The 26,603-nt window shown below is 61.2% G+C and carries 26 protein-coding genes; 14 read left to right on the forward strand and 12 right to left on the reverse strand.

Going from position 1 to position 26,603, the window contains the following annotated elements; all coding sequences use genetic code 11:
• The first annotated feature begins 23 nt into the window (after positions 1 to 23).
• The 5 genes from ACP7BS_RS00265 to queF all read left to right on the forward strand — a co-directional run bounded on the left by ACP7BS_RS00265 (position 24) and on the right by queF (position 5,195).
• A complete protein-coding gene (locus ACP7BS_RS00265; protein ID WP_426235184.1) occupies positions 24 to 479 on the forward strand; it encodes a MarR family winged helix-turn-helix transcriptional regulator in 456 nt (151 codons plus the stop codon).
• A gap of 76 nt (positions 480 to 555) precedes the next feature.
• Complete coding sequence (locus ACP7BS_RS00270) at positions 556 to 1,299, forward strand: SDR family NAD(P)-dependent oxidoreductase (protein WP_426235186.1); 744 nt, start codon at positions 556 to 558, stop codon at positions 1,297 to 1,299.
• A 243-nt stretch (positions 1,300 to 1,542) separates the two neighbouring features.
• The gene (locus ACP7BS_RS00275; RefSeq protein ID WP_426235188.1) at positions 1,543 to 3,732 is read left to right on the forward strand and encodes an anthranilate synthase; all 2,190 of its coding nucleotides are present in this window, start codon (positions 1,543 to 1,545) and stop codon (positions 3,730 to 3,732) included.
• Positions 3,733 to 3,810: 78 nt separating this feature from the next.
• Positions 3,811 to 4,734 carry a cation diffusion facilitator family transporter gene (locus tag ACP7BS_RS00280; RefSeq protein WP_426235190.1) on the forward strand — a complete coding sequence of 308 codons (924 nt, stop codon included), beginning with the start codon at positions 3,811 to 3,813 and terminating at the stop codon, positions 4,732 to 4,734.
• The gene (gene queF, locus ACP7BS_RS00285) at positions 4,731 to 5,195 is read left to right on the forward strand and encodes a preQ(1) synthase (RefSeq protein WP_426122317.1); all 465 of its coding nucleotides are present in this window, start codon (positions 4,731 to 4,733) and stop codon (positions 5,193 to 5,195) included. Before ACP7BS_RS00280 ends, queF begins: the two co-directional genes overlap by 4 nt.
• Before the next feature lie 53 nt (positions 5,196 to 5,248).
• Here the strand turns inward: queF and ACP7BS_RS00290 are convergent, their stop codons facing one another.
• Positions 5,249 to 5,827 (reverse strand): HupE/UreJ family protein, encoded by a 579-nt coding sequence (locus tag ACP7BS_RS00290; RefSeq protein ID WP_426235192.1) that lies wholly within the window; start codon positions 5,825 to 5,827, stop codon positions 5,249 to 5,251.
• Between the two features lie 254 nt (positions 5,828 to 6,081).
• On the opposite strand from ACP7BS_RS00290, the gene ACP7BS_RS00295 reads away from it, so the two are divergent.
• On the forward strand, positions 6,082 to 6,663 hold the full coding sequence (locus ACP7BS_RS00295; protein ID WP_426236421.1) for an ATP-dependent Clp protease proteolytic subunit: 582 nt from the start codon (positions 6,082 to 6,084) through the stop codon (positions 6,661 to 6,663).
• A 70-nt stretch (positions 6,664 to 6,733) separates the two neighbouring features.
• Here ACP7BS_RS00295 and ACP7BS_RS00300 read toward each other — a convergent pair whose 3' ends face one another.
• Positions 6,734 to 6,922 carry a type II toxin-antitoxin system Phd/YefM family antitoxin gene (locus tag ACP7BS_RS00300; RefSeq protein ID WP_426235194.1) on the reverse strand — a complete coding sequence of 63 codons (189 nt, stop codon included), beginning with the start codon at positions 6,920 to 6,922 and terminating at the stop codon, positions 6,734 to 6,736.
• 398 nt (positions 6,923 to 7,320) lie between these two features.
• On the opposite strand from ACP7BS_RS00300, the gene leuA reads away from it, so the two are divergent.
• Positions 7,321 to 9,030: a 2-isopropylmalate synthase gene (gene leuA, locus ACP7BS_RS00305; RefSeq protein ID WP_426236423.1), complete on the forward strand. Its 1,710-nt coding sequence runs from the start codon at positions 7,321 to 7,323 to the stop codon at positions 9,028 to 9,030.
• Positions 9,031 to 9,125: 95 nt separating this feature from the next.
• On the opposite strand, the gene ACP7BS_RS00310 is transcribed toward leuA, so the two are convergent.
• From ACP7BS_RS00310 to ACP7BS_RS00325, 4 genes are all read right to left on the reverse strand, one after another.
• Positions 9,126 to 9,962, reverse strand: a complete 837-nt coding sequence (locus tag ACP7BS_RS00310) for an anti-sigma factor family protein (RefSeq protein ID WP_426235196.1) — start codon at positions 9,960 to 9,962, stop codon at positions 9,126 to 9,128.
• The gene (locus ACP7BS_RS00315) at positions 9,963 to 10,481 is read right to left on the reverse strand and encodes an RNA polymerase sigma factor (RefSeq protein ID WP_426235198.1); all 519 of its coding nucleotides are present in this window, start codon (positions 10,479 to 10,481) and stop codon (positions 9,963 to 9,965) included.
• A gap of 196 nt (positions 10,482 to 10,677) precedes the next feature.
• Positions 10,678 to 11,235, reverse strand: coding sequence for a tetratricopeptide repeat protein (locus tag ACP7BS_RS00320; protein WP_426235199.1), 558 nt, complete (start codon positions 11,233 to 11,235; stop codon positions 10,678 to 10,680).
• 159 nt (positions 11,236 to 11,394) lie between these two features.
• Positions 11,395 to 12,297, reverse strand: a complete 903-nt coding sequence (locus tag ACP7BS_RS00325; protein WP_426235201.1) for a metallophosphoesterase family protein — start codon at positions 12,295 to 12,297, stop codon at positions 11,395 to 11,397.
• Positions 12,298 to 12,385: 88 nt separating this feature from the next.
• Between ACP7BS_RS00325 and ACP7BS_RS00330 the strand changes: the two genes are divergently transcribed.
• The gene (locus tag ACP7BS_RS00330; protein WP_426235203.1) at positions 12,386 to 12,874 is read left to right on the forward strand and encodes an NUDIX domain-containing protein; all 489 of its coding nucleotides are present in this window, start codon (positions 12,386 to 12,388) and stop codon (positions 12,872 to 12,874) included.
• Here the strand turns inward: ACP7BS_RS00330 and ACP7BS_RS00335 are convergent, their stop codons facing one another.
• Positions 12,875 to 13,858, reverse strand: a complete 984-nt coding sequence (locus tag ACP7BS_RS00335) for a glutathione S-transferase family protein (protein ID WP_426235205.1) — start codon at positions 13,856 to 13,858, stop codon at positions 12,875 to 12,877.
• Between the two features lie 274 nt (positions 13,859 to 14,132).
• Between ACP7BS_RS00335 and ACP7BS_RS00340 the strand changes: the two genes are divergently transcribed.
• Both ACP7BS_RS00340 and ACP7BS_RS00345 read left to right on the forward strand, forming a co-directional pair.
• Positions 14,133 to 14,633, forward strand: coding sequence for a GNAT family N-acetyltransferase (locus tag ACP7BS_RS00340; RefSeq protein ID WP_426228487.1), 501 nt, complete (start codon positions 14,133 to 14,135; stop codon positions 14,631 to 14,633).
• Positions 14,634 to 14,731: 98 nt separating this feature from the next.
• Positions 14,732 to 15,904, forward strand: coding sequence for a glycoside hydrolase family 5 protein (locus ACP7BS_RS00345; RefSeq protein WP_426235207.1), 1,173 nt, complete (start codon positions 14,732 to 14,734; stop codon positions 15,902 to 15,904).
• Between the two features lie 247 nt (positions 15,905 to 16,151).
• Here the strand turns inward: ACP7BS_RS00345 and ACP7BS_RS00350 are convergent, their stop codons facing one another.
• Genes ACP7BS_RS00350 through ACP7BS_RS00365 form a run of 4 tightly spaced genes read right to left on the reverse strand, consistent with a single transcriptional unit; the run spans position 16,152 to position 22,973 of the window.
• Positions 16,152 to 18,221 carry a hypothetical protein gene (locus tag ACP7BS_RS00350; RefSeq protein WP_426235209.1) on the reverse strand — a complete coding sequence of 690 codons (2,070 nt, stop codon included), beginning with the start codon at positions 18,219 to 18,221 and terminating at the stop codon, positions 16,152 to 16,154.
• A gap of 10 nt (positions 18,222 to 18,231) precedes the next feature.
• A complete protein-coding gene (locus ACP7BS_RS00355) occupies positions 18,232 to 21,003 on the reverse strand; it encodes a DUF4159 domain-containing protein (RefSeq protein WP_426236425.1) in 2,772 nt (923 codons plus the stop codon).
• 32 nt (positions 21,004 to 21,035) lie between these two features.
• The gene (locus tag ACP7BS_RS00360) at positions 21,036 to 21,956 is read right to left on the reverse strand and encodes a DUF58 domain-containing protein (RefSeq protein WP_426235211.1); all 921 of its coding nucleotides are present in this window, start codon (positions 21,954 to 21,956) and stop codon (positions 21,036 to 21,038) included.
• Positions 21,957 to 21,959: 3 nt separating this feature from the next.
• Entirely contained in the window at positions 21,960 to 22,973 is a 1,014-nt protein-coding gene (locus tag ACP7BS_RS00365) for an AAA family ATPase (RefSeq protein WP_426235213.1), read from the reverse strand.
• A 167-nt stretch (positions 22,974 to 23,140) separates the two neighbouring features.
• Here ACP7BS_RS00365 and ACP7BS_RS00370 point away from each other — a divergent pair, with 167 nt between their 5' ends.
• Genes ACP7BS_RS00370 through ACP7BS_RS00380 form a run of 3 tightly spaced genes read left to right on the forward strand, consistent with a single transcriptional unit; the run spans position 23,141 to position 25,640 of the window.
• Positions 23,141 to 23,764, forward strand: a complete 624-nt coding sequence (locus tag ACP7BS_RS00370) for a DUF1285 domain-containing protein (RefSeq protein WP_426235215.1) — start codon at positions 23,141 to 23,143, stop codon at positions 23,762 to 23,764.
• Positions 23,761 to 24,393: a CoA pyrophosphatase gene (locus ACP7BS_RS00375; protein WP_426227209.1), complete on the forward strand. Its 633-nt coding sequence runs from the start codon at positions 23,761 to 23,763 to the stop codon at positions 24,391 to 24,393. Before ACP7BS_RS00370 ends, ACP7BS_RS00375 begins: the two co-directional genes overlap by 4 nt.
• Positions 24,390 to 25,640: a CCA tRNA nucleotidyltransferase gene (locus ACP7BS_RS00380; protein ID WP_426235217.1), complete on the forward strand. Its 1,251-nt coding sequence runs from the start codon at positions 24,390 to 24,392 to the stop codon at positions 25,638 to 25,640. Before ACP7BS_RS00375 ends, ACP7BS_RS00380 begins: the two co-directional genes overlap by 4 nt.
• 33 nt (positions 25,641 to 25,673) lie before the next feature.
• Here ACP7BS_RS00380 and ACP7BS_RS00385 read toward each other — a convergent pair whose 3' ends face one another.
• Positions 25,674 to 25,859, reverse strand: coding sequence for a DUF1059 domain-containing protein (locus ACP7BS_RS00385; RefSeq protein ID WP_426122341.1), 186 nt, complete (start codon positions 25,857 to 25,859; stop codon positions 25,674 to 25,676).
• Positions 25,860 to 26,154: 295 nt separating this feature from the next.
• On the opposite strand from ACP7BS_RS00385, the gene ACP7BS_RS00390 reads away from it, so the two are divergent.
• Positions 26,155 to 26,565 carry a DUF4168 domain-containing protein gene (locus ACP7BS_RS00390; protein ID WP_426235219.1) on the forward strand — a complete coding sequence of 137 codons (411 nt, stop codon included), beginning with the start codon at positions 26,155 to 26,157 and terminating at the stop codon, positions 26,563 to 26,565.
• The last annotated feature ends 38 nt before the right edge of the window (positions 26,566 to 26,603 follow it).

Here is a 26,603-nt window from a genome sequence, read left to right on the forward strand (position 1 = left end):
CCGGTCCGATTGACAAAGTGCATATGCACATATATCTTGGAACGATGAAGCCGCAATCCTCCATCACCACCTGCAACTGCTTTGCCATTCGCCAGGCTGCGCGCTTCGTGTCGCAGCTTTACGAGCGGCATTATGCGCGGGCAGGGATCACGGCGGCGCAGTTTTCGTTGCTGGTCTATATTGCCGAAGCGGGAAAGGCTGGCATGGCTGATATCGCCGAAGCGATGGTGATGGATCGCACGACATTGGTGCGGGCGCTGAAGCCGCTGGAGCGCGACGGTTATGTGGCCAGCGAACCGGAAGGCAAAGGATCGCGCAAGCTGTTGCTGACGCTTTCCGCCAACGGACAACGGAAGCTTTTGGAAGCCGTCGAATGCTGGCACGCGGCGCAGGCAGAATATGTGGAGCTTGTCGGAGCCGAGCGCGCCGACGAGCTACGCCAGATGCTGCTGACCATCCCGTCCGGCAAGGCCGCCTGACGAGTAAAAGGCGGATCTGTATCCGGCTTTTTAACGAACAATATTGTGCATATGCACTTGTAGAAGGAAGAAAACGATGTCCCAGAAAATCGAAAATGCCGTTGCTCTCGTCACCGGTGCCAATCGTGGCATCGGCCGCGAATTCGTGGCCGAACTGCTGCGCCGCGGCGCCAAGAAAATCTATCTCGGCGCTCGCGATCCGGCCGCGCTTGCCGATCTCGTCGCTCTCGATCCCGCTCGCCTCGTGCCGCTCAAGCTGGATGTGACCAATGCGGCCGATGTCACCGATGCCGCCAAGGTGGCAACCGATGTCACGCTGCTGATCAACAATGCCGGTTTCGCCGGCGGGCAGGGGGTTATCTCGGCACCGGATCTTTCAATCGCCCGGCAGGAAATGGAGGTGAACTATTTCGGCGTGCTGTCGCTGTCGAAGGCGTTCGCGCCGATCCTCGCCAAGGCTTCTCAGAGCAGCATCGTCAATGTCCTGTCCTTCCTGTCGCTGGTAACGTTGCCATCGGCCGGCACCTATTCGGCGTCGAAGGCCGCAGGTCTTGCCGCCAGCCGCTCGATCCGGGCGGAACTGCTTGGTCAGGGTACGCAGGTCGTCGTCACCATGCCGGTGCAGGTCGAGACCGACATGGGCCGCAGCCTGCCGGAACCGCGCCTGCAGCCGCTGGATGTCGTCAGCGAAACGCTCGATGCGGTCGAGGCCGGCGTCGAGGAGGTTTTCCCGGGCGAACTGACCCGCACCGTCGCCACAGCCTTCGCGGCCGACCCGAAGGGCGTACAGGCGCATATGTCCACCCGGCTACCGGCATAATATGCAAAAGGGCGTGGCGGAAATCGCGGCTCCATTTTTCCGCCGGCGCCCGCTTGCACAATCCTCTCTCTCACGCTAACAATTCCGCCATGACACAGGCACGCAACATTGCAATCTGGTGGTGGGCTCGCTAAAGCGGCCTTGACCAGTCATGCGTGATTGAGACGATAAGCCGCCCGGAAGTTTCGAGGCGGCTTTTTTGTATTCGGGCCGCAGGAATGACGGGCCCGAACGGAGCGACAGATGGCGACGACAATTCTTGCAGACGGTGCGGAAGCCTATACCACCAAGGGCGGCATTTCCGTCACCCGCCGGCGGCGCGAGGCCCCTTATGGCGAAGCGATCTCCAGCTATGTCGATAGGCTCGACGAACGCCGGGGCGCGGTGTTCTCCTCCAACTACGAATATCCGGGCCGCTACACGCGCTGGGATACGGCAATCATCGATCCGCCACTCGCCATTTCGTCCTTCGGCCGTGCGCTGTGGATCGAAGCCTATAACGAGCGCGGCGAAGCGCTGTTGGAGATGGTCACGGCGCATCTGGCCGGTGTTGCCGATATCACGCTCGGCACTGCGACGGCGCGCCGTCTCGATCTGACCATCAACATGCCGGACCGGGTATTCACCGAGGAAGAACGCTCGAAAATGCCGACGGTGTTCACCGTCCTGCGCGCCGTCACCAACCTGTTCTATTCGCAGGAAGATGCCAATCTCGGTCTCTACGGCGCCTTCGGCTACGATCTTGCCTTCCAGTTCGATGCGATCGAATTGAAGCTGAAGCGTCCCGACGACCAGCGCGACATGGTGCTGTTCCTGCCGGACGAAATTCTCGTCGTCGATCACTACGCCGCCAAGGCCTGGATCGACCGCTATGACTTCTCCAAGGACGGCAAGACGACTGACGGCAAAGCCGGCGATATCGCTCCCGAACCCTTTCAGACCGTCGATAGCATCCCGCCGCATGGCGACCATCGTCCCGGCGAGTATGCCGAGCTGGTCACCAAGGCCAAGGAAAGTTTTCGCCGCGGCGATCTGTTCGAGGTGGTTCCGGGCCAAAAATTCTATGAGCGCTGCGAAAGCAAGCCATCGGAGATTTCAAACCGGCTGAAGGCGATCAACCCGTCGCCCTATTCCTTCTTCATCAATCTCGGCAATCAGGAATATCTGGTCGGCGCCTCGCCGGAAATGTTCGTGCGCGTCTCCGGCCGCCGCATCGAGACTTGCCCGATCTCCGGCACGATCAAGCGCGGCGAGGATCCGATCGCCGATAGCGAACAGATCCTCAAGCTGTTGAATTCCAAGAAGGACGAATCTGAACTGACGATGTGTTCGGACGTCGATCGCAACGACAAGAGCCGCGTATGTGTGCCGGGCTCCGTCAAGGTCATCGGCCGCCGCCAGATCGAGATGTATTCGCGCCTGATCCATACTGTCGATCATATCGAGGGCCGCCTGCGCGACGATATGGACGCTTTTGACGGCTTCCTGTCGCATGCCTGGGCCGTCACCGTCACCGGTGCACCAAAGCTGTGGGCGATGCGCTTCATCGAGAGCCATGAAAAGAGCGCCCGGCTCTGGTATGGTGGCGCCATCGGCATGGTCGGCTTCAACGGCGACATGAACACGGGCCTGACGCTGCGCACCATCCGCATCAAGGACGGCATAGCCGAGGTGCGGGCCGGCGCCACGCTGCTCAACGACAGCAATCCGGAAGAAGAAGAAGCCGAAACCGAACTGAAGGCATCCGCCATGATCGCAGCGATCCGCGACGCAAAGTCAGCCAACAGCCGTGGCACCGGCCGCGATGTCGCCCCTGTCGGTACCGGCGTCAAGATCCTGCTTGTCGATCACGAGGACAGTTTCGTTCATACGCTGGCCAACTATTTCCGCCAGACGGGCGCGACGGTCACGACAGTACGCTCGCCGGTCTCCGACGAGGTTTTCGATCGGGTGAAACCCGATCTCGTCGTGCTGTCGCCCGGCCCGGGTAGGCCGAAGGACTTTGATTGCAAGGCGACGATCAAGAAGGCGCGCGCCCATGATCTGCCGATCTTCGGCGTCTGCCTCGGGCTGCAGGCATTGGCCGAAGCCTATGGCGGCGATCTGCGCCAGCTGGCAGTGCCGATGCACGGCAAGCCATCGCGTATCCGCGTGCTGGAGCCCGGCATCGTCTTTTCCGGTCTCGGCAAGGAAGTCACCGTTGGCCGCTATCACTCGATCTTTGCCGATCCCTCGACCTTGCCGCGTGATTTCATGATCACCGCCGAGAGCGACGACGGCACGATCATGGGCATCGAACATACCAAGGAACCGATCGCAGCGGTGCAGTTCCACCCGGAATCGATCATGACGCTGGGCGGCGATGCCGGCATGCGGATGATCGAGAACGTGGTGGCGCACCTGGCCAAACGGGCAAAGATCAAGGCTGCCTGAGCCAGCATGGACGCAGGTTGAAAACCGCCGCGCCCGAAATGGCGCGGCGGTTCTTTTTGTGGGACGAAGGAATAAGCGATGGCGACTGAAATTCAGGGAAACAAGGCACAACGCCTGGCGTTCTGGGGCATCCCTCTGGCAATCGCCGTGCTGGGCCTGAAGATGCTCGCCTGGTGGGTGACTGGCTCGGTGGCGTTGCTGTCGGACGGTCTGGAATCGATCGTCAACGTCGTTGCCGCCATCGTCGCCTTCGTCGTCATCGGTTATGCCGCCAAGCCGGCAGATGCCGGACATCCGTTCGGCCATTATAAGGCCGAGTATTTTTCCGCCGTCGTCGAGGGGGTGCTGATTGTCGTCGCGGCCCTGTTGATCGTCGCCGAAGCGATCCCGGCGATCCTGGCGCCAAAGCTGCCGGAAACGCCGGTGCTTGGTCTGGCGATCAACCTTTTGGCCGGTATCATCAATGCGATCTGGGCCTATACCCTGATCCGCGCCGGTGCTGCCTTGCGCTCCCCGGCATTGACCGCCGACGGACATCACATCTTCTCCGATGTCATCACCTCGATCGGCGTCCTCATCGGGTTGGTGCTTGCCATTCTCACCGGTTATGCCGTGCTCGATCCGCTGCTTGCCGTGCTGGTTGCCTGCAACATTCTCTATCAGGGCTGGAAGGTCATCGCCCGCTCGGTGGACGGTTTGATGGATAAAGCCGTTCCGGCCGACGAGGAGGAAGCGATCAAGACGGCGATTGCCGCCAATGCGATGGGCTCGCTCGGCGTGCATGACCTGAAGACCCGCGAGGCGGGCGCGGCGATTTTCGTCGATTTCCACATGGTCGTTCCGGCTGCCATGCCGGTGGGCGAGGCGCATGACATCTGCGACCGCCTTGAAGACGCCATCCGCGAGGTTCATGCCGGTGCCAAGATTGCCATTCACGTCGAGCCGGAAGGCGAAAAGGCCCACGGCATTCGTGTCAAAGTCATCGAAGGATTGAGATCATGACAACAACCGACGTTTCCGGTCTATCGCAACTCGGACAGAATGTAGCGGCACCTCAAAATCCTGAAGAGGCCGTACTCGAGCGCGTTCCGACCAGCCATGCCGGCACGGATTTCGTCGTCCGCTTCACGGCACCGGAATTCACTTCGCTTTGCCCGATGACAGGGCAGCCGGATTTCGCCCATATCGTCATCGACTATGTTCCGGATGGCTGGCTGGTCGAATCGAAATCGCTGAAACTCTATCTGCATTCGTTCCGCAATCATGGTGCGTTCCATGAGGATTGCACGCTGGATATTGCCAAGCGGCTGGTCGATCTTCTGGCGCCGAAATGGCTGCGGATCGGCGCCTACTGGTATCCGCGCGGCGGCATCCCGATCGATGTCTTTTGGCAGACGGGCGCGCCGCCGGAAGGGCTTTGGCTGCCGGATCAGGGCGTGCAGCCCTATCGCGGACGCGGCTGAAACGAAAAAAAACGGCGGGCTTTTTGCCCGCCGTTTTTCGTTGAAGATGAGGATCAGTTGACGATCAGCGCCAGTCCGGCAAATGCGGTGAGGCCGCCGAGAATGCGCGAGATGAGCCGGCCGGAGGACAGCCGGCCGATGCCGAGTCCAAGGCCCATTCCGGCAATATGCAGGAGCGCGGTGGCAATCACGAAACCGGCGCTGAAAGGCAGGGCGCCGGCGGATCCGAGCTCGCCGCCATGGGCATACCCGTGGAAGAGCGCAAAAACGCCGACGAAGGCGGCGCAGGCAACGGTTTCCATGCGAACGGCCATGGCAACCAAAAGGCCAAGGGCGACGACGGAGGCGAGAATGGCGGGCTCGACGAAGGGCAGGTGGACACCGGCCATCGCCAGCGCAAAACCGAAGGCCATGGTACCGACGAAAGCAGAGGGCACCACCCACAGCGCGCGGCCGCCGATCTGCGCTGCCCAGAGGCCGACGGCGAGCATCACGAGAATGTGGTCGAGGCCTGACAGCGGATGGGTAAAGCCAGCCATCAACGATCCGTGTTCGGTTGGATCGAGATGGGCAAAGGCAGGTGAGGTCGAAATTGCGAAGGCCGATGCAGCGAGAAGAAGGCGTCTTTTCATTGTTGTCCCCATTGATGGGCGGGGAACGTGGGAGGCAGCCCCGCCGGATGCGAATTCATGACCTGAGCATCTTATTTGGCGATATTTCGCTGTCCATACGGCAATTGGCTTAGGTGGCGTCTTTACCATAGCCGCAGGGTGTTGAGGATTGAGCTTTCATCGGTATCCGCTTTTGTTGCATTGTTTTCGCAGTCGAGTCGCCTTATCTGACAGCGGCAGGACATTTGAATTTATTTCGCGGGAGAGTTCGCATGATGAACGAAGAAGACGACGACAAGGTCAAGGAATTGACTTTGGGCAAAGAGACTGAGGCGAACCTTTTCAAGTCTCGCTCGATTTTCATCTATGGCCCGATCAATCAGGAGCTGGCTCAAAAGGTTTGCTCGCAGCTCGTTGCGCTTTCCGCAGCCAGCGATGATGATATCCGCATCTTCGTCAGCTCGCCGGGTGGACACGTCGAATCCGGCGATTCGATCCATGACATGATCAAGTTCATCAAGCCGAAGGTCTGGATGATCGGAACGGGCTGGGTGGCCTCCGCCGGTGCGCTGATCTACGTGTCGGCTCCGAAGGAACGGCGCATTTGCCTGCCGAACACCCGTTTCCTGTTGCATCAACCCTCCGGTGGCACGCGCGGCATGGCGTCCGACATCGAGATCCAGGCACGTGAAATCATCAAGATGAACGAGCGTCTGAACCGGATCTTTGCCGAAGCCACCGGCCAGCCGGTCGAAAAGATCGCCAAGGACACGGACCGCGACTACTGGCTCTCCGCCGAGGAAGCCAAGTCCTACGGCCTGGTATCGCGCATCGTCACATCGGCTGCCGATATCTAAGGCTGATCGATATCCGAAGCATTCAAGCCCCGCTGGTCGCCCAGTGGGGCTTTTTATTGCCAGATTGCGCTTAGCGCTTTGGTGTCGACGATGGTGTCAACGGCTCTTCGGGATGGTTGGAGCCGACGCTTCGTTTCAATGGAACGAGGTCCATGACCGGCTTGCCAAAGCGAGTAATCGTGATCCTCTCTCCGGCTTCGGCACGGCGAGCAAGCTCGGAAAATTTGTCCTTAGCGATGCTGATCGGAATTTCGCCCATGTGGATATTGTAACTGCATCTGCCATATTCTCAATCGGATCGAGCTCCTGCGCGCGCCTTTTTCCAAACACCTCTCTTGCCCTGAAATTTATCTGCAGCTATACAAGCCTCATGTTGAAGACAGGCGCCATCATCGTCGAACAGGTTTCCCGCGGGCACGTTGCCATCGCGGAGCGTTCGCGCGCCTTTACATCGCTTCTTCTTCTCGGCCTTACACGCGGTTGCCGGGTTCTTTGAAGGAGCGCCCGGTGGCCGAAAGCCCACCGGCCCCAGCTCCTTGCCTCCCCTGAATTCCAGATACGAAAAGAACCCGAGAGCCAGCATTTTGCCGTCGCAATGCGACCGTCGATCGGTTATTGCATGCGGGCTATGCGCCTCACAGATGAAGAGAAGCCGCAATCATCATGAAGTCCCACACCGTCAAGCAAGGCATGCCTGAAGCCGCGGTCAAGTATCAGCCCTATCCGCAGATCAACATTCCCGACCGCACCTGGCCGGGCAACACCATCACCAAGGCGCCGATCTGGTGTTCGGTGGATTTGCGCGACGGCAACCAGTCGCTGGTCGACCCGATGGGTCACGACCGCAAGGCCCGGATGTTCCAGCTGCTGCTCGACATGGGCTTCAAGGAAATCGAGATCGGCTTCCCGTCGGCCTCGCAGACCGATTTCGACTTTGCCCGCTGGTGCGTCGAGGAAGGCAATGTTCCTGCCGACGTCTCCTTGCAGGTGCTGGTTCAGTGCCGTCCCGAGCTGATCACCCGCACGTTCGAATCGCTGCAGGGCGCCACCAAGCCGATCGTGCATTTCTATAATTCGACCAGCGAGTTGCAGCGCCGCGTGGTGTTTGCCAAGGACGTCAAGGGCATCAAGCAGATCGCAACCGACGCCGCCAAGATGATTGCCGACATGGCCGCCAAGGCCGGTGGCGGTTTCCGGTTCGAATATTCACCGGAGAGCTTTACCGGCACAGAGCTGGAAGTGGCGCTGGAAATCTGCAACTCGGTTGCCGAGATCATCCAGCCGACGGCGGACAACAAGCTGATCCTCAACTTGCCCTCGACCGTCGAGATGGCGACGCCCAACGTCTATGCAGACCAGATCGAGTGGATGTGCCGCAACCTCGACAATCGCGAAAACCTGATCATTTCCCTGCACCCGCACAATGACCGCGGCACGGGCATCGCTGCCACCGAGCTGGCGCTGATGGCCGGCGCCGACCGTGTCGAGGGCACGCTGTTTGGCAATGGCGAGCGGACCGGCAATGTCGATGTGGTGACATTGGCGCTCAACATGTTCACGCAAGGGATCGATCCGGAACTGGATTGCTCCGACATCGAGCGGATCAAGGAAGTCTACGAATATTCCAACCAGATGGTCATTCCCGAGCGTCATCCGTATGTCGGCGAACTGGTCTATACGGCCTTCTCCGGCTCGCATCAGGACGCCATCAACAAGGGCATGAAGGCGATCAAGGTTGCCAACAAGCCATTGTGGGAAGTGCCCTATCTGCCGATCGACCCGCAGGATGTCGGCCGGTCCTATGAGGCGATCATCCGTATCAACTCGCAGTCGGGCAAGGGCGGCATTGCCTATATCCTGCAAGCCGATTACGGCATCAACCTGCCGCGCAACCTGCAGGTCGAGTTCCGCGAGGATATCCAGCGCATCACCGACGAGTTCGGCAAGGAGTTGCCGTCAAAGGCGATCCACGGGCGTTTCATCGAGCGTTACGTCGATCAGCCGGATGCGCGCATCCGCTTCGTCGACCACCACACCTATCCGGTCGGCGAGCACAAGGGCGTGCGCGTCGTTGCCGCCGAAATCACCGACAATGGCGAAACCAAACGGATCGAAGGCAAGGGAACCGGTCCCATCGACGGCTTCATCAATGCGCTGTCGATCTATCTGGGCGTAGACATGTCGGTCGCTGATTATTCCGAGCATTCACTGCAGCACGGCTCGAATGCGGCCGCCATCGCCTATGTCGAGGTCGAGTATCCTGGTGGAAAGCTGTTTGGTGTTGGCATCAACACCAATATCGTCGCAGCCTCTCTTGAGGCCATTGTTTCGGCAGCGAACCGGGTGCTGGAACTGAAGGCCAAATAATTCAGCCGTTTACGCGGCGTCTTGAAAGAGTTGATTCAAACAGAAAGGGCCGCTTCCTGCGAGGATGCGGCCCTTTGCACATGGCAAGGCAAGATTCAGATCGCGGTCGAGACTGCTGTCGCCAGTTCATGCAGGCTTGCATCGGATGAGGGGCCGACCACGACGTAGGATGCGCCGGCCTTCTGCCACGAAATCATTGCGATGTCGTCGCGCATGCTTTCGGTCATCTTGCCATCGGTGCTGCCGGGCGTGCTCTTCAGAAAACAAATCGCAAAGACGTCGCCGTCCTGGTCCTTGTACATCAGTTGTGCCACCGGCTTGCCGGTTGCGACCAGCAGGCGGGCGCCTTCGAAGGTCAGGCCCTTGTCGCTCAAGTCCGGCAGCGCAAAGTTCACGCCGACGTTCGAAGCCAGCCAGCCCTCGATCTTGCCGCCTGCGGAGGCTGGTACCTCGACCAAATGTTCCGCTGTCTGGCGCGCATAGATGCGGTGATAGTCAGCGATATCGTCGAGCCATGTGCGGGCAGCGGCCATTTTCAATGGCTGGTCATCGTCATTGCCAGTCTTGCCGATGATGAAACCGGTCGAGCCGCCGACAAGTAGCAGGGCCACGGAGGCGGCGAGCGCGCGCGGCCACAGGCGCTGCTTTGCCTGGCGCGGCGTCGCGGTCACGACCCGCTCGGTCTTTGGATTGACGCCCGGCCCCTGCTTGATCCGGCGAACCAGCGACAGCGGCACCGGATCGTGAAGGAATTCCTCGAACGCCTCGTTTCCGAAGGTATTTCCCGCCTGAAGTATGTCAAAGACCCGCCTGGCCTCGTCATCGCGCGCCACCAGCTGTTCCAGTTCCTTACGTTCCGCCTCGCTGACTTCGCCGTCGAGATAGGCCGACAGCCGAACGTCGAGCGGGAGCCCCTTCGTGCTTTGCAACATTCAGGCCCTCCTTTCCGTCGTCTCTGTAATCATTGCGGCCAGGCGCAGGCGCGCGGTCGAAAGCCTGCTCATCACCGTTCCGATCGGTATCTTCAGGATGTCGGCTGCTTCCCGGTAGCTATGCCCTTCGACATTCACCAAAAGGAAAACACTTGCCAGCCCCTCCGGCATCGAGAGGATCATCTTCTGCAGCTGGTTGAGATAGACAGCCTTTTCGCCGGATGCCTCGATCGAGAGTTCATCCTGCTCGGAAGCATCGACCGTTCCACCGCCGGTGCGCACCCGGCGCTTTCTGATCTCGTCGATCCAGAGGTTGCGTGTCATTGCATATATCCAGCTCTCAAGCCGCCCTTCGCCGTTCCACAGGTGGTAACGGGTGATTGCACGCTCGCAAACCTCCTGCACCAGATCATCGGCATCGGCCGCATTGCGCGTCAGCGTCATCGCGAAACGGCGCAACTTGGGCAGCACGCTGACCAGGTCCCGTCGGAATTCGTTCGATTCTGCCGCTTGACGCATTGCTCTTCCAAAGAAAACGTTCCGGATCGGGGCTTTATTCGTCCGGTCTAAATAGACGCCGGTTGATATGAAACATTTGAGCCATGGTCTGCAAGTCGGCAGCGTATTGGAAGGGCATATTTTGCCACTTCAGGGACGTTTCTCACGTCAAATATCAGGCCGGGCAATGCCTTAGCGGAGCCCGGCCCGATTGCCGTCAATAGTGGCGGACGCCGCCGAGCGATTCGAGCAGCGCCCGATAGGCCCAGCTGTTTTCGCCGCCGCGGTCGCGAATCTCGATCAGTTGCGCCTTGGCTTCCTCGACCTTGCCCTGTTCAATCAGCGCCTGGCCCATGTAGGAACGGGCAAGGATATAGTTTTCGTCGGCCTGCAGCGCGCGCTTGTAGAAGCTCATGCCGACTTCCATGCGCCCGGCCTTGCGGTTGGAGTAGCCGCGATAGTTGAGAATGCGGGCACTGTTCTGGTCCTTGACCGCGTCGAGCACCTTGAGCGAATTTTCATACTGGCCGGCATAGGCCAATTCGCGGGCCGCCTTGAACAGGATATCGTCGTCAAGCCCGCTCTTTTTGGCGTTTACGCATTCCTTCTTGGTCTTGTCCCAGATCTTGCCGTCCTTGCATTCGGTGGAGGTCTTGGTCTTTTCCGGCGGCGCGGTCGTGTCCTCGCCTGCAGCAAAGGCCGCTTGGCCGAGTGAAAAGAAAGAGGCGGCTGAGAACAAGGCAATCATTGCAGTCTTGCTGTGGATCATGGTCATCTCCCTGGCTGAAACTGATACCGGCAAGCCGATCGCGCATGACATTTGCCGATGTCAGCGTTCTCCTTCTTACGGTCAGCCCTGTGGGACGGATGACCAGCACCGATTATTTCGCGAGCATAGTCTTTTTTCGCTGCTTGGCGAGTAACGAGTGGGCGATCAGAGCCGGGTGGTTTCGACCAGCGTCACGGTGCGGCTGTCCATCGTCAGTTCGAACCGTTCGCGAATGACGTTCCATTGTCCCGGACTGCCGGAGATCGAAAACAGGTTGAACCCGGCCGGTGGCTTTCGGCCACCACGGCCCTGCGATGCCGACGCGATGCCGACGACGGGCACGGGCTTGACCTGACCCTTGAGGGAATAGACCGTGTTCAGGTGCGTATGCCCGTGCAACACCAGTTCGGCCCCGCCGGCGGTGATCGTCGCGGCAAAGCGGCGGATGCCGAGCATGCGCTTGTGCATGGATGTGGCACCGCGGATCGGGGGATGATGGATCATCACGACGCGGAAGAGACCGGCTTCGCCTGCCGCACGCAGCAGGTTGACGGTCTCGCGCGCCTGGCGGCTGCCGAAATAGCCGCTGGCGGCAAAGGGCGGCGTGGCGACTGCCGTCGAGCAGCCGATCAGCGCCACGGGGCCGCGAACCCTAAGATAGGGAAAGCAGTGAAAATCCTCGTTCCATTCCGCCGGTCCGCGCTCGCCGCGCATATAGGGATACCAGGCCCGGGTGGTCTTCTCATAGGCACCCGGCACATAGGCATCGTGATTGCCCGGAACGATCGAGATGTTTTCCGGTTCTCCCGCTTCGCGCAACCATTCCGTCACGACCTCGATCTCGCGTGAGGAGGCAAGGTTGACCAGATCGCCTGTTATCGCCAGATGATCCGGATCGATCCGCTCGATTTCGTCCATCAGAAGGTTGAGCGTGTTGCCGACCAGATGATTGCGCCGGTTGCGGTGCCAGTTGACGAAGCCGGTAATGCGTTTCGATGCGAGTTCACGGAAGGAAAGGTCGGGCAGGGGGCCGAGATGGATGTCGGAAATATGGGCGAGTTTGAACATCCTTCGTACCTAGCGCATATTCCCGAAAAGGGGAATCATTCCAGACGCTTTATCCTCGGCGTGACACAACGAAAGGAACCGGACCGGCATGAGTGCAGCGCCGCCGGAAATGCGAAGCTGGAGGTCATGGCTCCTGACACGCCTGGCCCACAGCTATTTCGCCATCGCACGCGGCATGACGATGGGGGTTCGTGCTGCCTGCTTCGATGCCGAGGGCCGGGTTTTTCTGGTCCGGCATTCCTATCTCCCCGGTTGGCATATGCCGGGTGGCGGACTGGAGCGGCGCGAGACGGCCTTGCAGGCACTCGTCAAGGAGTTGCGCGAGGAGGGCAATCTCGAAATGAGTGGTCCACCCGAGCTTTTCCATGTCTATTTCAACCGGCAGACCAGCAATCGCGACCATGTGATCTTCTATCGCTGCCGCAATGTCCGGCAGGCTTCGCCGAAGAAACCGGATATGGAAATCGTTGAGAGCGGCTTCTTTGCGCTTGATGCCCTGCCGGCGGAAACAACGCCTGCGACGCGCCGGCGCCTGGCGGAACTCTCGGGAAGCGCTCCGCCAGCCGACGTGTGGTAGTTAGGCAGCCAGTTTTTCGCGGCCGTGCGGCGCGTCGAGGGCGAGCACCGGCCCAACGGGCACGACGCCAGTCGGATTGATCATCGTGTGACTGCGGTAATAATGCTCCTTGATATGACGCATGTTGACCGTCTCGGCGACACCGGACACCTGATAGAGATCCTGCAGATAGGCTTGCAGGTTCGGGTAATCGGCAATGCGGCGAATGTTGCACTTGAAGTGTCCGACATAAACAGGATCGAAGCGCACCAGCGTTGTGAACAACCGCCAATCGGCCTCGGTGATCCGTTCGCCGCTCAGATAACGGCGGGTGGACAGGCGCTCTTCCAGTTCGTCCAGCGCCTCGAATACCGTCGTGACGCTTTCCGCATAGGCGTCCTGCGCCGTGGCAAAGCCCGCCTTGTAGACGCCATTGTTGACGGCGCCATAGATACGCTCGTTCAGGGCATCGATTTCACCGCGCAGTTCTTGCGGATAGAAATCGTCGTTGGACCCTGTCAAGCCGTCGAAGGCCGAGTTGAACATGCGGATGATTTCCGCGGATTCGTTGGAGACCATCTTGTTCTGCTGCTTGTCCCAGAGCACCGGCACGGTGACGCGGCCGGAATAATGCGGATCAGCCTTCACATAGACCTGCCAGAGCGCCTCCGAGCCGAACAGGTGATCGACGGTGCCGCCGATCTCGTTCTTGAACTCCCAGCCCTTCGACAACATCAGCGGATCGACGATCGAGACGGTGATCAGGTCTTCCAGCTTCTTCAGCTTGCGGAAGATCAGCGTGCGATGGGCCCAAGGGCAGGCAAGCGATACGTAGAGGTGGTAGCGCCCTGGCTCTGCCTTGAAGCCTGCTTCACCAGTCGGGCCGGCCGAACCGTCGGCGGTGATCCAGTTGCGGAACTGCGATGCCGCCCGCTTGAAATGTCCCTTGGTTTCCTTGGTATCGTACCAGACGTCCTGCCAGACGCCATCAACCAGCATGCCCATCGTCAATCTCCTGCGGCGAAAGTGCCGCTTGTTTGTGAATTCATGATCTATAGATAGCGCATCAGAACGGCGCATATAGTGCGCAAAATCTGAACAGTGCGTTTTAGGCTTTGACGCGGCGCATTTTTCTGCTATCCGGCCATGCAGAATTTTTCTGAACACGGATCAAAATTGATGTCTTTCCCGGGAAGCCCACGACGACGCTGATGCTGCAAACGCCCCTGAGGGCGAAGCCATCATATTTTTGTCTCGTATGCCCGGTTTTCCGATGTTCATGAAAAAGCACGATCTCGTCTATCTTACCGAAGACGCTTCCCACGACGCAGCCATCGAAATTATCAATGAAGAAGCGTTCGGCCCCGGCCGGTTCGCCCGTGCTGCCGCCCGCATCCGCGAGCAGGGGCCGCACGATCTGGCGCTATCGTTCGTCTGCGCCGACGATGGTGAAACCATAGCCTCCGTGCGGATGACCCCTGTGATGGCCGGTTCGATCAAGGGTCATCTGCTCGGACCGCTTGCCGTTCGCCCCTCGCACAAGAACCGCGGAATTGGCCGCGAGCTGGTACGCATCGCGGTGGAGGCGGCGCGGCGCAAGGGTTCGCAATGTGTGATCCTCGTCGGCGATCCGCCTTATTACCAGCCGCTCGGTTTCGAGAAGGTCGCCTATGGCGCGCTGACCTTTCCGGGGCCGGTCGATCCCAATCGGGTTCTGGTCGTGCCGATGGTCGAGGACGCTCATGCCGGCTTGAAGGGCGATATCCACTGGCGGGCGTGATTTCCAGGCCGGGGATTATCGGCGGATAACGCCGCCACCTTCCCAATTCCGCCACAGTGACTGCGAATATCCCGGCCATCGCAACCGGGATATTTTGAATGCGTCTGCTGCCCGCCGTCTTCGCCTCGCTTCTCCTTGCCACATCCGCTTCCGCCGCCGATCTCATCCAGTTCTGGGACAAGCCGCAGCACGGCGGCAACAGTTTCAACCGACTGCCACCGGATCAGGCCTATTTCGATGCTCTTAAAGGCTATGGCGCCACCTGGGTGCGGCTGTCCTACGACAAGTGGAAGCCGGCCAAACGCGACTTCCTGATCGGTGATGCCGACAAATACGAAGGTATTCCGGCGCAGGACCTGGCGACGCTGAAGGCTGCGCTCGACCGGGCCGGGAAGGCGGGGCTGAAGGTGGTGATCACGCCACTGTCGCTGCCCGGCATGCGCTGGGCACAGAACAACGGCAACAAGTTCGATGGCCGGATCTGGCAGGACAAGCGCTTCTGGGCACAATCCGCCGCTTTTTGGAAGGATCTGGCTGCAGCCCTCAAGGACCATCCGGGCGTCGCCGCCTACAACATCATCAACGAACCGGCGCCGGAAAAGAACAATGGCGTTGCCGAGCATGGCGGCACGGAGGCAATGAAGGAATGGTATGCGAAGCAGGCCGATACCGCTCGTGACCTTCCGGCCTTTTACGACACCGTGATCAAGGCCATCCGCGAGGTCGATCCGTCAACCCCGATCATGGCGGATGCCGGCTGGTATGCGGCGGCCGACGCGTTCAGCTATTGGCCAAAGCCGCTCGCCGACGAAAAGGTGCTCTACAGTTTCCATATGTACGAACCCTATGCTGCCACCAGCGCGCCGAACATGAAGCGGGACAAACCCTATGCCTATCCGGGCAAGGTCCCGTTTGGCGAGATGGAAGAAACCTGGAACCGCGAACGGGTCGCCGCCTATCTGCAGCAGCCGGTCGAGTGGGCCGACAGCCACGACGTGCCGCGCAACCGCATGGTCGCCGGCGAATTTGGCTGCATGCGCCGCTGGGACGGCTGCAAAACCTATCTCGGGGATGTGCTGACGTCGCTCGACGGTAACAAACTGCACTGGGCCTTCTACAGTTTTCGCGAGGACAGCTGGGACGGCATGGACTACGAACTCGGCTCGCAAAAGGTCAATTGGAAATATTGGGAGGCCATCGACGAGGGCAAACCCGATCCGGTGAAGCGCAAACCGGGGCCGGAATTCGATCCGATCCGCAAAAGGCTTTAAGGGCTTAGCCCTTCGGCTCAAAGTCAGTGTGAATGACGGCTTGTCAAAACTCTCCTCCGTCATTCCTGTGCTTGTCACAGGAATCCAGCCACGGCGCGTCTGCGCCGTGAGGGGACAGTTACTCCGCTTAGAAGAAGAGTCTTACGCGCCGCAGACGCGGCGCACTGGATTCCTGTGACGAGCACAGGAATGACGGAGGCTATGGCGGCTTTGATACTGCAAAACGGAGAACCGCAGGAAATGCCCCTTACCGTCCCTCGCGATGCCACGTGGCTGAAAGCACGAACAGCAGCGCCGCCAGTCCAAGGAAGCCGGCGAACAGCGAGAGCGAATTGATGCCCTTCAGCACCGTTTCGTCGGTCATTCGCAGCGACATGCGCTGATCGTCGGCAACGCGGACGGTGCCGCGGACCGGCAGGATCTGCGGCATATCCACCGGCCCATCGGCATTGGCAAGCCGCTGTACCAGACCCTTGGTCTTTTGCGCCCAGGGGGCAAGCGTCTCGGTCGTCGAGATGGTTGCCTTGAACTCGGGCGCATCGACGCTGCCGACATGCACCAGCGTGTTGAGCTCGCCATTGGTGACTTCGAAAAGACCGGTCTCGGCTGTGCGCACACTGGCCTTGTAGAGGCCGGGTTCGCCTTCGTTGAACGTGATTTCCTCGGTCTTGCCGGAAGGGTAGGTCAGCGTGGCGGCGCCGGGATCACCGGCGATGGTTTGCCGGGCGATTTCCAGTGTTCTACCGCTGGCATGCGCCGTCAGCGCTTCTTCCTCCAGCGCCGGTTCCTGCATCAGCCAGTGGGCCGTGCGGCGGTAGAGCGACACGCTGGGGCCGCCGCCTTCAAAGCCGCGTGCCCAGAGCCAGCCTTGGTCGGAGAGCAGCATGGCGACGCGGCCCTTGCCGACGCGGTTCAACACCAAGAGCGGCTTGCCATCGGCGGCCTGCATCACCGTCTGGCCTAGTGGCTTATCGACATCGACCGTGCGGAACCAGCGACCCCAATGCGGCGGCTCGCTGTCGGCGCCTTCAAGGCCGCGGGTCACCGGATGTTTCTTTCCTTCTTCCGACAGCCGCGGATAGAAGGCCTTTTCGTTCATAAAGCCGGTCGGGCTGGCAGGCAGCACCGCCGACAACGGCGTCGTTGCAATCGAATCGTCGCCGGCATGTTCGGGACCTGCGGCAATCAGCAGGGCGCCGCCGTTTTCGACATATTGGGCGATGTTGTCATAGTAGAGGATCGGCAGAACGCCGCGATGCTGGTAGCGGTCGAAGATGATCAGGTCGAATTCCTTGATCTTGTCGACGAACAGCTCGCGGGTCGGGAAGGCGATCAGCGACAATTCGTTGATCGGCGTGCCGTCCTGCTTTTCCGGCGGCCGTAGAATGGTGAAATGCACCAGATCGACGGCGGCGTCAGATTTGAGCAGATTGCGCCAGGCCCGTTCACCGGCATGCGGCTCGCCCGACACCAGAAGTACGCGCAGGTTTTCGCGGATGCCATCGATGACGTGGACGGCGCGGTTGTTGGCTTCCGTCACTTCACCGGCGACCGGCGCCACGGCGAATTCGAGAATATTGTTGCCGCCGCGCGGCACGGTGAAGGCGAAAGGCACGTCGGTTCCGGGCTCTGCCATTTCCGTGGCGATCTGATTGCCGTTCAGGCTGACGGTGACTTCCGCCGTGCCGCCGGGCGCCTTTCCGTCATCGGCGATGCGGAACGTTACCTTCTGTTCTTCACCGACAATGCCGAAGCGTGGCCCACTGACGATCTCGACACGGCGGTCGAATTCGTCCGGCTTGCCGGTGATCAGCCCGTGGATGGGCGCGTCGAAGCCGAGCGGCTGGTTGATGTCGGGAACATCATGGATCTGGCCATCGGTGATGAAGATCGCGCCGCCGACGAGGGCGGGCGGCACGTCGGCCAGCGCCGTCTGCAGGGCCGTGAACAGTTTGGTCGATGGCGTTTCGGTATTCTCGTCATCGGCGGCTTCGACGATGCGGGCCTCGATCTGCGGGAATTTGGCCAACCGCTGTTTCAGCGTCGCCAAGGCTGCGTCGGTCATGGCGCGGCGGCCGGCATTGTCCTGGCTCTGGCTGCGATCGACGACAACGCCGACGATGGTGGAGAGCGGCTCGCGTTCCTCCTGAAAGAACACCGGATTGGCGACGGCAAGGATCAAGGCTGCAAGTGCTGCCGTCCGGAAGGCCGCACCCCGCACGCCGCGCCAGAAACCGAGCGCCGACAGCAGGATTGCAATAAGCGCAAGTACGGCGATGAAAGGCCATGGCAATAGCGGCTGGAAATCGAGTGTCATGGTCGCGCCCTCACTGGCCAAGCCGTTCGAGCAAAGCAGGGATATGCACCTGGTCGGCCTTGTAGTTGCCGGTCAGCATATACATCATGATGTTGACGCCGGAGCGGAAGGCGAGTTCGCGCTGCTGCTCGTCCGGCGGCACGGTCGGCAGAAGCGGCATGCCGTTGGTGTCGATCGCCCAGGCGCCGGCAAAATCATTGCCGGTGATCATGATCGGCGACACGCCGTCGCCTGAACGCGCCGGCCTGCCGGTTGGCTGGGAGCCATTGTCCGGCTGCGCCTCGATCCACAGCGGGCTGCCATTGTAGCGGCCGGGAAAGTTCGAGAGCAGATAGAAGGACTTGGTCAGCACGTTGTCTGTCGGCACCGGTTCCAGCGGCGGGATATCGAGATCGGCAAGGATCGCCTGCAACCGTTCGGAATTGGGGCTGGTGCCCGCACCGGATGACAGCGAGGAAAACTGGTCGCGCGTGTCGAACAGCACGGTGCCCCCGGAACGCATATAGGCATCGATCCGGCTGATCGCCGCCGGGCTCGGCATCGGCGCATTGGCGGATATCGGCCAATAGATCAGCGAGTAGAACGCCAGTTCGTCCGAAGCGATGTCGAGACCGATCGGCGGGCCGGGTTCGAGCGTCGTGCGGTAGGTGAGGAAGTCGGTGAGGCCCGCGAGACCGCGTTCGGACATACGATCGACATCGGCTTCGCCGGTGATGACATAGGCGAGATGGGTCTTGTCCAATTGCCGCAAAATGATGTCGTCGCCCGGCTTGCTATCATCGGCCAGTGATTGGCCGGGGATGGCGACCAGTAAACCTGCCGCGAGCGCCAGCGCGATCGCCGCTGCTGCCGGCATTCTCAACCGGGCAAAGGCGCCGCCCATGAACAGAACCACGGCGGAATCGATCAGCAGCAGTATAAGCGCTGCCGCAAACAGCCATGGCTTCAGCGACCAGGCCTCTGCACCGATCAGGGGCTCCGATGTGTACGGAATGGACAGGCCGGTGGCATCGATCGCCTTCAACTCCGTATCGCGGGGCAAAAGGTTCAGTGCGGCAAATCCTTCTTCGGAACCATAGAGACCAGGCGGATGTTCTGCGCTTGAGACCGGGGTGGTCCCAGTGGCAATTTCCAGCGGCCGCGCCTTGCCGGTCTCGCTGATTAGCACGCCATTGGCATTCAAGAGGCGGTATGGCGCCAGCGTCTGGCCCTTTGCCGTCGCTTCGCTCGCCACGCCGCCGCTGCGCGACAATTGCACGCTCCGGCGCAGCATCTCGACGAAATCACCCGAGATCGGCAGGTTCGACCAGGTCGCTTCGGCGCTGACATGGAACAGGATGATACGGCCGGCCCCTTGCGTCTTCGTTGTTACCAGCGGCGTGCCATCGGCAAGGCTCGCCCAGGTGCGTGATGAAAGATCGGCGGTCGGCTCGGCCAGCACTTGCCGCTTGACGAGAATGCCCTGCGGTTTCGGCATGCCGGCAAAGGGGCTGAGCGCCGGATAGTCGGCCAGCGGCTGCGGTTCCGACCAGGAGAGGGCGCCGCCCAATGCGCGTTCGCCCTGCCGCAGCGTTACCGGCACCAGCGGATCGTCGGCCGGGGCTGCGGCCAGACGCGGACCGGCAAAGCGAACCAGCGTGCCGCCGTTTTCGATCCACTTGGTGATCGGTGCATAGGTTTCTTCTGGCAGGCGGCCGATATCGGCCATGATCAGCATTGACGGCTTCTGGGCCAGAAGTTCGGGGATCGAGACGGCGAGGTCGGCTTCGGCCGGCTGGATCAGGTCCGCATAGGGAGCAAGCGCCCGGTTGATATAATAGAGCGGCGAGAGCAGCGGCTGCGACTGGTCGCGGGCTTCACCGCTGAGCAGCGCCACCCGGCGGCGGCGAAAGCCGTCATCGAGCAGGAAGGTGCCGCCGGCTGTTGCCGCGCCATCGATGGCGACGCGGGCAAAATCGTTGCGCAGTTCAAAGGGCGCGGCGAGCGTCCCCTTTGCGATCCCTTCACCGGCTGCAAATGCGACCGAGCCATTGGCGATCGCCCGGCCACGCGTGTCGTAGGCCGTGACCGGCAGCGTGCGCGCAGTGGTGGTGTCGAGGCGAGTGGCGCTGACCACCATCGACTCGGCATCATTGGCGGAATTGCTGATCGCCACGGCCTGAGCCTTGCCGCCTTCGATTAGCCTGAAATTTTCGGGCGAGAGCGCCGCAAGCTCGGCCATGATTTTGCCGTCACCCGTCTCGATACCATCCGAAAGGAAGGCCAGCGTACCGGGGGCAATGCCATTGAGCGCGGTCTTCAGCGCGTTGACCGCCGCTTCCCGATCCGGGCGCAGCGGTTGCGGTGCGGCGGCGGCCAGTCGGTTGCGGGCGGTGACGGCCGATCCGGGCACCGCGTTGTGGTCTTGATCTGCGGTGAAGACGACGGCAACCGGGAGGTCCTTTTCCTCGGCGTCACTGATCAACGCATCCGCCGTCTCCACCCGGCGCTGCCAATCGGTCGATGTCGCCCAGCTATTGTCGATCACCAGTGCCAGCGGGCCGTTGCCGGCCAGCGTATTGGAGCGCGGATTGAACACCGGATCGGCGATGGCAAAAATGATGGCGGCGGCCATCAGCATGCGCAGCAGCGTCAGCCACCACGGGCTTTTCGACGGCGTTTCCTCGCGCTTCAGGACGCTGGCGAGAATGCGCAGCGGGGGAAACACCTCGGTGACGGGTTTCGGCGGCGTCATGCGCAGAAGCCACCAGATCGCCGGAAGGGCAACGAGGGCGGCGAGCATCAGCGGATTGGCGAAGATGAACGGCAGGAAGCTCACAGCTGGCCTCCATGGGTGGCGCGCCCGGGCATGCCGGAGAGGTACATGTGCACGGCGACCAGCGCCTCGGAGGCGAGGTGATCGGTGCGGTGCGGCGTGAACGTCCAGCCGAGATGGCGCAGGTTTTCGCCAAGAGTGTCGCGCCTTGCGATATAGGCGCGGCGATAGTCGTCGCGGACGATTTCGGCACGGCCGGCGGTCAGCTTCTCGCCGGTTTCCGGATCGGTGAACTCGGTACGCCCGGCATAGGGAAAGCTCTCCTCGGCCGGGTCGGCGATCTCGATGACATGGCCGCGCAATCCGCGCCGGGCCAGCGGCCCGAGCTGTGCCATGATCGCATCGGCCGGATCAAGGAAGTCACCGACCAGCACCAGATCGCTGGCGCCACGGATCATCGCCGTCTGCGGCAGGCCGCCGGAAAGCGGCGTGTGCATCAGCGCGGTGGCCAGCCGTTCGGCGGCATTGCGGGCCGACACCGGCTCCATCACGCCGGGGCAACCGATGCGCTCGCCGGAACGGGCCAGAATTTCGGCAAGCGCCAGCATCAGCACCAGTGCCCGGCTTTCTTTGGAAACCGAGCCGAACTTCGATTTGTACATCATCGACGGCGACAGGTCGGCCCAGAGCCAGATCGTGTGGGCGGCCTCCCATTCGCGGTCGCGCACATAGGTATGATCGTCGCGGGCGGAGCGGCGCCAGTCGATACGCGACAGACTCTCGCCGTCGCTATAGGGCCGGAATTGCCAGAAATTCTCGCCGATGCCGCGCTTGCGGCGCCCGTGCCAGCCGGAAATCACCGTATTGGCAATGCGCTTGGCTTCGACCATGCAGTCCGGGATCAGCCGGGCGCGGCTCTGCGCACGGGAAAGCACGTCTCCTGAAGGCGTCGGCTCGACGATTTGGCCTATGGCAGCCATTCATTATCCCTTGGCTTGCTTGACTAGGCCGGTAATCACGTCACGTACCGTCATGCCTTCGGCCCGGGCTGCGAATGTCAGCGCCATGCGGTGCTGCAGCACCGGTTCGGCCAGCGCCATGATGTCATCGATGGATGGCGCCAGCCTGCCGTCATAAAGGGCGCGGGCGCGGGCGCACAGCATCAGCGACTGGCCGGCGCGCGGACCGGGGCCCCAGGCGACGTTCTTGTCGGTGGCAGCATTGCCGTTGCCGGGGCGGGCCGAGCGGACCAGCGACAGGATGGCATCGACGACTTTCTCGCTGACCGGCATCTGGCGGATCAGGTGCTGGATAGCCCGCAGCTGCGCGGCATCGATGACGTCGCGCGCCTCGGATTCATGCGTGCCGGTGGTTTCGAGCAGAATCTGCCGTTCCGCCGCCAGTTCGGGATAGCCGACATCGACCTGCATCAGGAAGCGGTCGAGCTGGGCCTCGGGCAGGGGATAGGTGCCTTCCTGCTCCAGCGGGTTCTGCGTCGCCAGCACATGGAACGGCTGCGGCAGGTCGTTGCGCTGGCCGGCAACGGTGACGTGATATTCCTGCATGGCCTGCAGCAGCGCCGACTGCGTGCGCGGGCTGGCGCGATTGATTTCATCGGCCATCAACAGTTGGGTGAAGATCGGGCCGGGCACGAAGCGGAACGACCGGCGGCCGTTGTCGTCCTGGTCCATCACTTCGGAGCCGAGAATATCGGACGGCATCAGGTCGGGGGTGAACTGGATGCGGCTGGAATTGAGACCGAGCACGGTGCCGAGCGTCGATACCAGCTTGGTCTTGGCAAGGCCGGGAACGCCGACCAGCAGCGCATGGCCGCCCGACAGGACCGCGAGCAGCGTCTGCTCGACGACGCTTTCCTGGCCGAAGATCACCTTGCCGACTTCCTTGCGGATCAGGGCGATCTCGCCCAGCGCCTTTTCAGCGGCGGCGATGATCGCCTTGTCGTCGACCGCGCCGTCTGTGGTTTTCATCACACCCATTGTCTGTCTCCAGTGGCCGGCAACGGTGCCGAATCGCGAAAAGCGCGCTTTTCGTCTCTGATTTTCAATCTATGCTCCGCCCGGTGGCTGACAAGACGGGAGCAACGCACTATCTCGTGAGCCAGTGCTCGATAAAAAGCAAGAATAGGGCCAAACGGGACGGAACGATGGCGGATGCGGAAATACATGGAACGGGCGATGCGGCGGGACTTGCGGCGCTGATCACCCGCGCGGCCGGGCAAACCAACGGGCAGACCAAGGGCTTGCCCCCCGTCGAGCGCTGGAATCCGCCGTTTTGCGGCGATATCGACATGGAGATCCACGCCGATGGAACCTGGTTCTACATGGGTACGCCGATCGGCCGGCAGCCTCTGGTGCGGCTGTTTTCCACGGTTCTGCGCAAGGACGAGGACGGCAACACCTATCTGGTAACTCCTGTGGAAAAACTGGGCATCCGCATCGTCGATGCACCTTTTGTCGCCGTCGAAATGAATGTGACGGAACGCGACGGCACGCCCGTCCTCACCTTCCGCACCAATGTCGGCGATGTCGTCGAGGCAGGCCCGGATCATGCGCTTCGTTTCGTCGTGCATGGCGAAAACCGCGAACTGAAACCCTATCTGCATGTACGCGGCCGGCTGGAGGCGTTGGTCTCCCGCGCGGTCATGTACGATCTGGTGGCACTTGGTGAGACGATCGAGATCGACGGTATCGAGATGTTTGCCGTCCGCTCCGGTGGCGTGACCTTCGCCATCATGCCCGCCCAAGAACTCGAAGCGCTTTCGGCATGACGGGCATTTTGTTTTCAGCCGACGATTTTCGCCGCCGTGCGCTCCAGCAATCCGGCAGTCCGGCCGAGGAGGCCTGGCGCGACCATGGCGATTTTCTGCTCAATCCGGATACGGTGCCTTACCTTGAAACCCTGAAGCTTAGGGATGCTGCCGTTCTCGTGCCGGTGATCGACGATGGCGATGAGGCGCGGGTTATCTTTACCCGGCGCACGGCGACGCTGCGCAAGCATTCCGGCCAGGTTTCCTTTCCCGGCGGCGCCATCGATCCCGAGGATGACACACCAGAGCGTGCGGCTCTGCGCGAAACCGAGGAAGAAATCGGCCTCGACCGCCGCTTCGTCGAGACGGTCGGGCGGTTGCCCTATTACATGGCGATGTCCGGCTTTCGCATCACCCCCATTCTGGCCGTGGTCCAGCCCGGTTACGATCTCATCCCCAATCCTGCGGAGGTCGCTGCCGTCTTCGACGTGCCGCTGTCCTTCCTGATGAACCCTGATAATCACGGCCGCGGCCAGGCGACCTGGAAAGGTGCCGAGCGGCATTTTTACAGCATGCCCTATGGCGAGCAGCATATCTGGGGCATTACCGCGGGCATTGTCCGCATGTTGTATGAAAGGCTTTACGCATGACCTCCGTTGCCACCGAGGCCTGGTTTTCGGCGCCCCCGCTGACGCGCATCTTCGATCTTCTCAATGCCGATGGCGGCGAGGTGCGCGTCGTCGGTGGTGCCGTGCGCAACAGTCTGATGGGCCGTGCCGTCGCCGATATCGACATGGCCACCACGCTCCTGCCGGAGGTAGTGGTTTCCCGTGCCAAACTGGCTGGTATTAAGGCGGTGCCGACCGGGATCGAACACGGCACGGTAACGCTGGTCATCGACGGAAAACCGTACGAAGTGACGACCTTGCGCCGCGACGTGGAGACCGACGGCCGCCATGCCGAGGTCGCATTCGGTACCGACTGGACGGTGGATGCGCAGCGGCGCGACCTGACGATCAACGCACTTTATGCCAATGCCAAGGGCGAGGTGATCGACCTCGCCGGTGGTCTGCCCGACATCGAGACGCGCACGATCCGCTTCATCGGCAATGCCAGCGAGCGGGTGGCCGAAGATTATCTGCGGGTGCTGCGGTTCTTCCGGTTCTTCGCTCACTACGGCTCAGGCCGCCCGGATGCCGACGGTCTGCGGGCCTGCGCACAGGCGCGCTCGAAGCTATCGACGCTATCGGCTGAGCGGGTCTGGTCCGAGCTGAAGAAGCTGCTTGCGGCACGCGATCCAGGCCGGGCCTTGCTGTGGATGCGGACATCGGGGGTGCTGACCGAAATTCTTCCAGAAAGCGAGAAATGGGGTATCGACGCAATCCCGGGTCTGATTGCCGCAGAACAGACTTTCGGATGGTTGCCCGATCCGCTACTCAGGCTTTCTTCCATCGTTCCGCCGGATGCGGAACGGCTCGATGCGATGGCCAAGCGGTTGCGGCTGTCGAAGGCTGAAGCGGCCTATTTTATCGGCTGGACCAAAGCACCGCGCCTGCCTGCCGAGATTGCCGATACCGCATTCGACCGGATGCTTTACCGGAACGGCGAAAAGGGTTTGGCGACGGCGCTGCGGCTTTCGCTCGCCTCCGCGCGCCAAAAATCCGAAAACGACCCGTCGCAGTTGCCTGAGTCGGCGCGGCTTCAGCGGTTGCTGACGCGAGCGGAGAAATGGCAGAAGCCGGTGTTCCCGCTGACTGGAGCCGATGTTCTGGCAATCGGCATTCCTGCCGGCCCGCGCGTTGGGGAAATTCTGGGGCAACTTGAGGACAAGTGGGTTGACGGAAATTTCAATTCCGACCGGGCAACGCTGGTTGCCCGGCTTCAATCGCTGACTTGAAACTGACGATGGTCTGAAATTGACGGCTGAGGCTCAGGCGACCTTAGCCTCCTCGACGATCCGCGCCTTGATATTGTCGACCATGTTTTCGCGAATCAGCGTTTCGCCATGCGTCGAACGCATGTGCTCCACGGCACGCCGCACGACTTCGGCGTCGCTGTCGGCGTGGGTGTGCCAGTCGCAGCCGGGCACGAGGGTCCCGCATTCAAACAATCGCATGATGCTCCTCCTTGCGTTTGCATATTCCGCCCGGCCTGGATTTCGGCCAGGCGGAACGATGCGACTATAACCGAAAACGCGGGACGATGGTTCCGCCGATTGCTCGCTGGCGCTCACAATGTTGACCGGACCCTTTTGGCGAATGCCCGTTTTCTGAACGCGACATCGCCTTGATGCTTCCTTTTCAGGGTCACATTGTCGCCCGATCCATCCTCAACCCTTGGGGCCGGGGTTAGCCCCTTTCGGAAAGGACGGTGAAAATCGTCTTGAGACTGACTTAAGGAAGGACACGCATATGACCATTCGCCACATGCCCGTTGCAGCCCTGACCGCTGCCGCTCTCAGCCTGATCGTCATCAATTCGCCCGCCTTTGCCCAAGGCGCTGCTGAGCCACAGGCAACCCAGCCGATGCAGGGCACGGCACCCGCCGCCATCAGCGACCAGAAGATCGAAGCCTTCGCCGTTGCCTATCTGCAGGTCGACAAGGTGCGTCAGGACTATGCCGCCAAGATCGGCGCCGAAAAGGATGCGGTGAACAAGCAGAAGCTTCAGAACGAAGCCAACAAGCAGATGATCAATGCGGTTGAAAAATCACCCGACATGTCGCTTGACGAATACAAGACCATCATCACTGCGGCGCAGACTAATCCGGATGTCGCCAAGAAGGTGCAGGACAAGCTCAAGACGAGCGATACCGCCCAATAGGTTGAATGGCGGAGCAGGGCAGTTTCGGTCCTGCTCCC

The sequence above is a fragment of the Pararhizobium sp. DWP1-1-3 genome, from assembly GCF_049896125.1.
Classification (GTDB): Bacteria; Pseudomonadota; Alphaproteobacteria; order Rhizobiales; family Rhizobiaceae; genus Pararhizobium.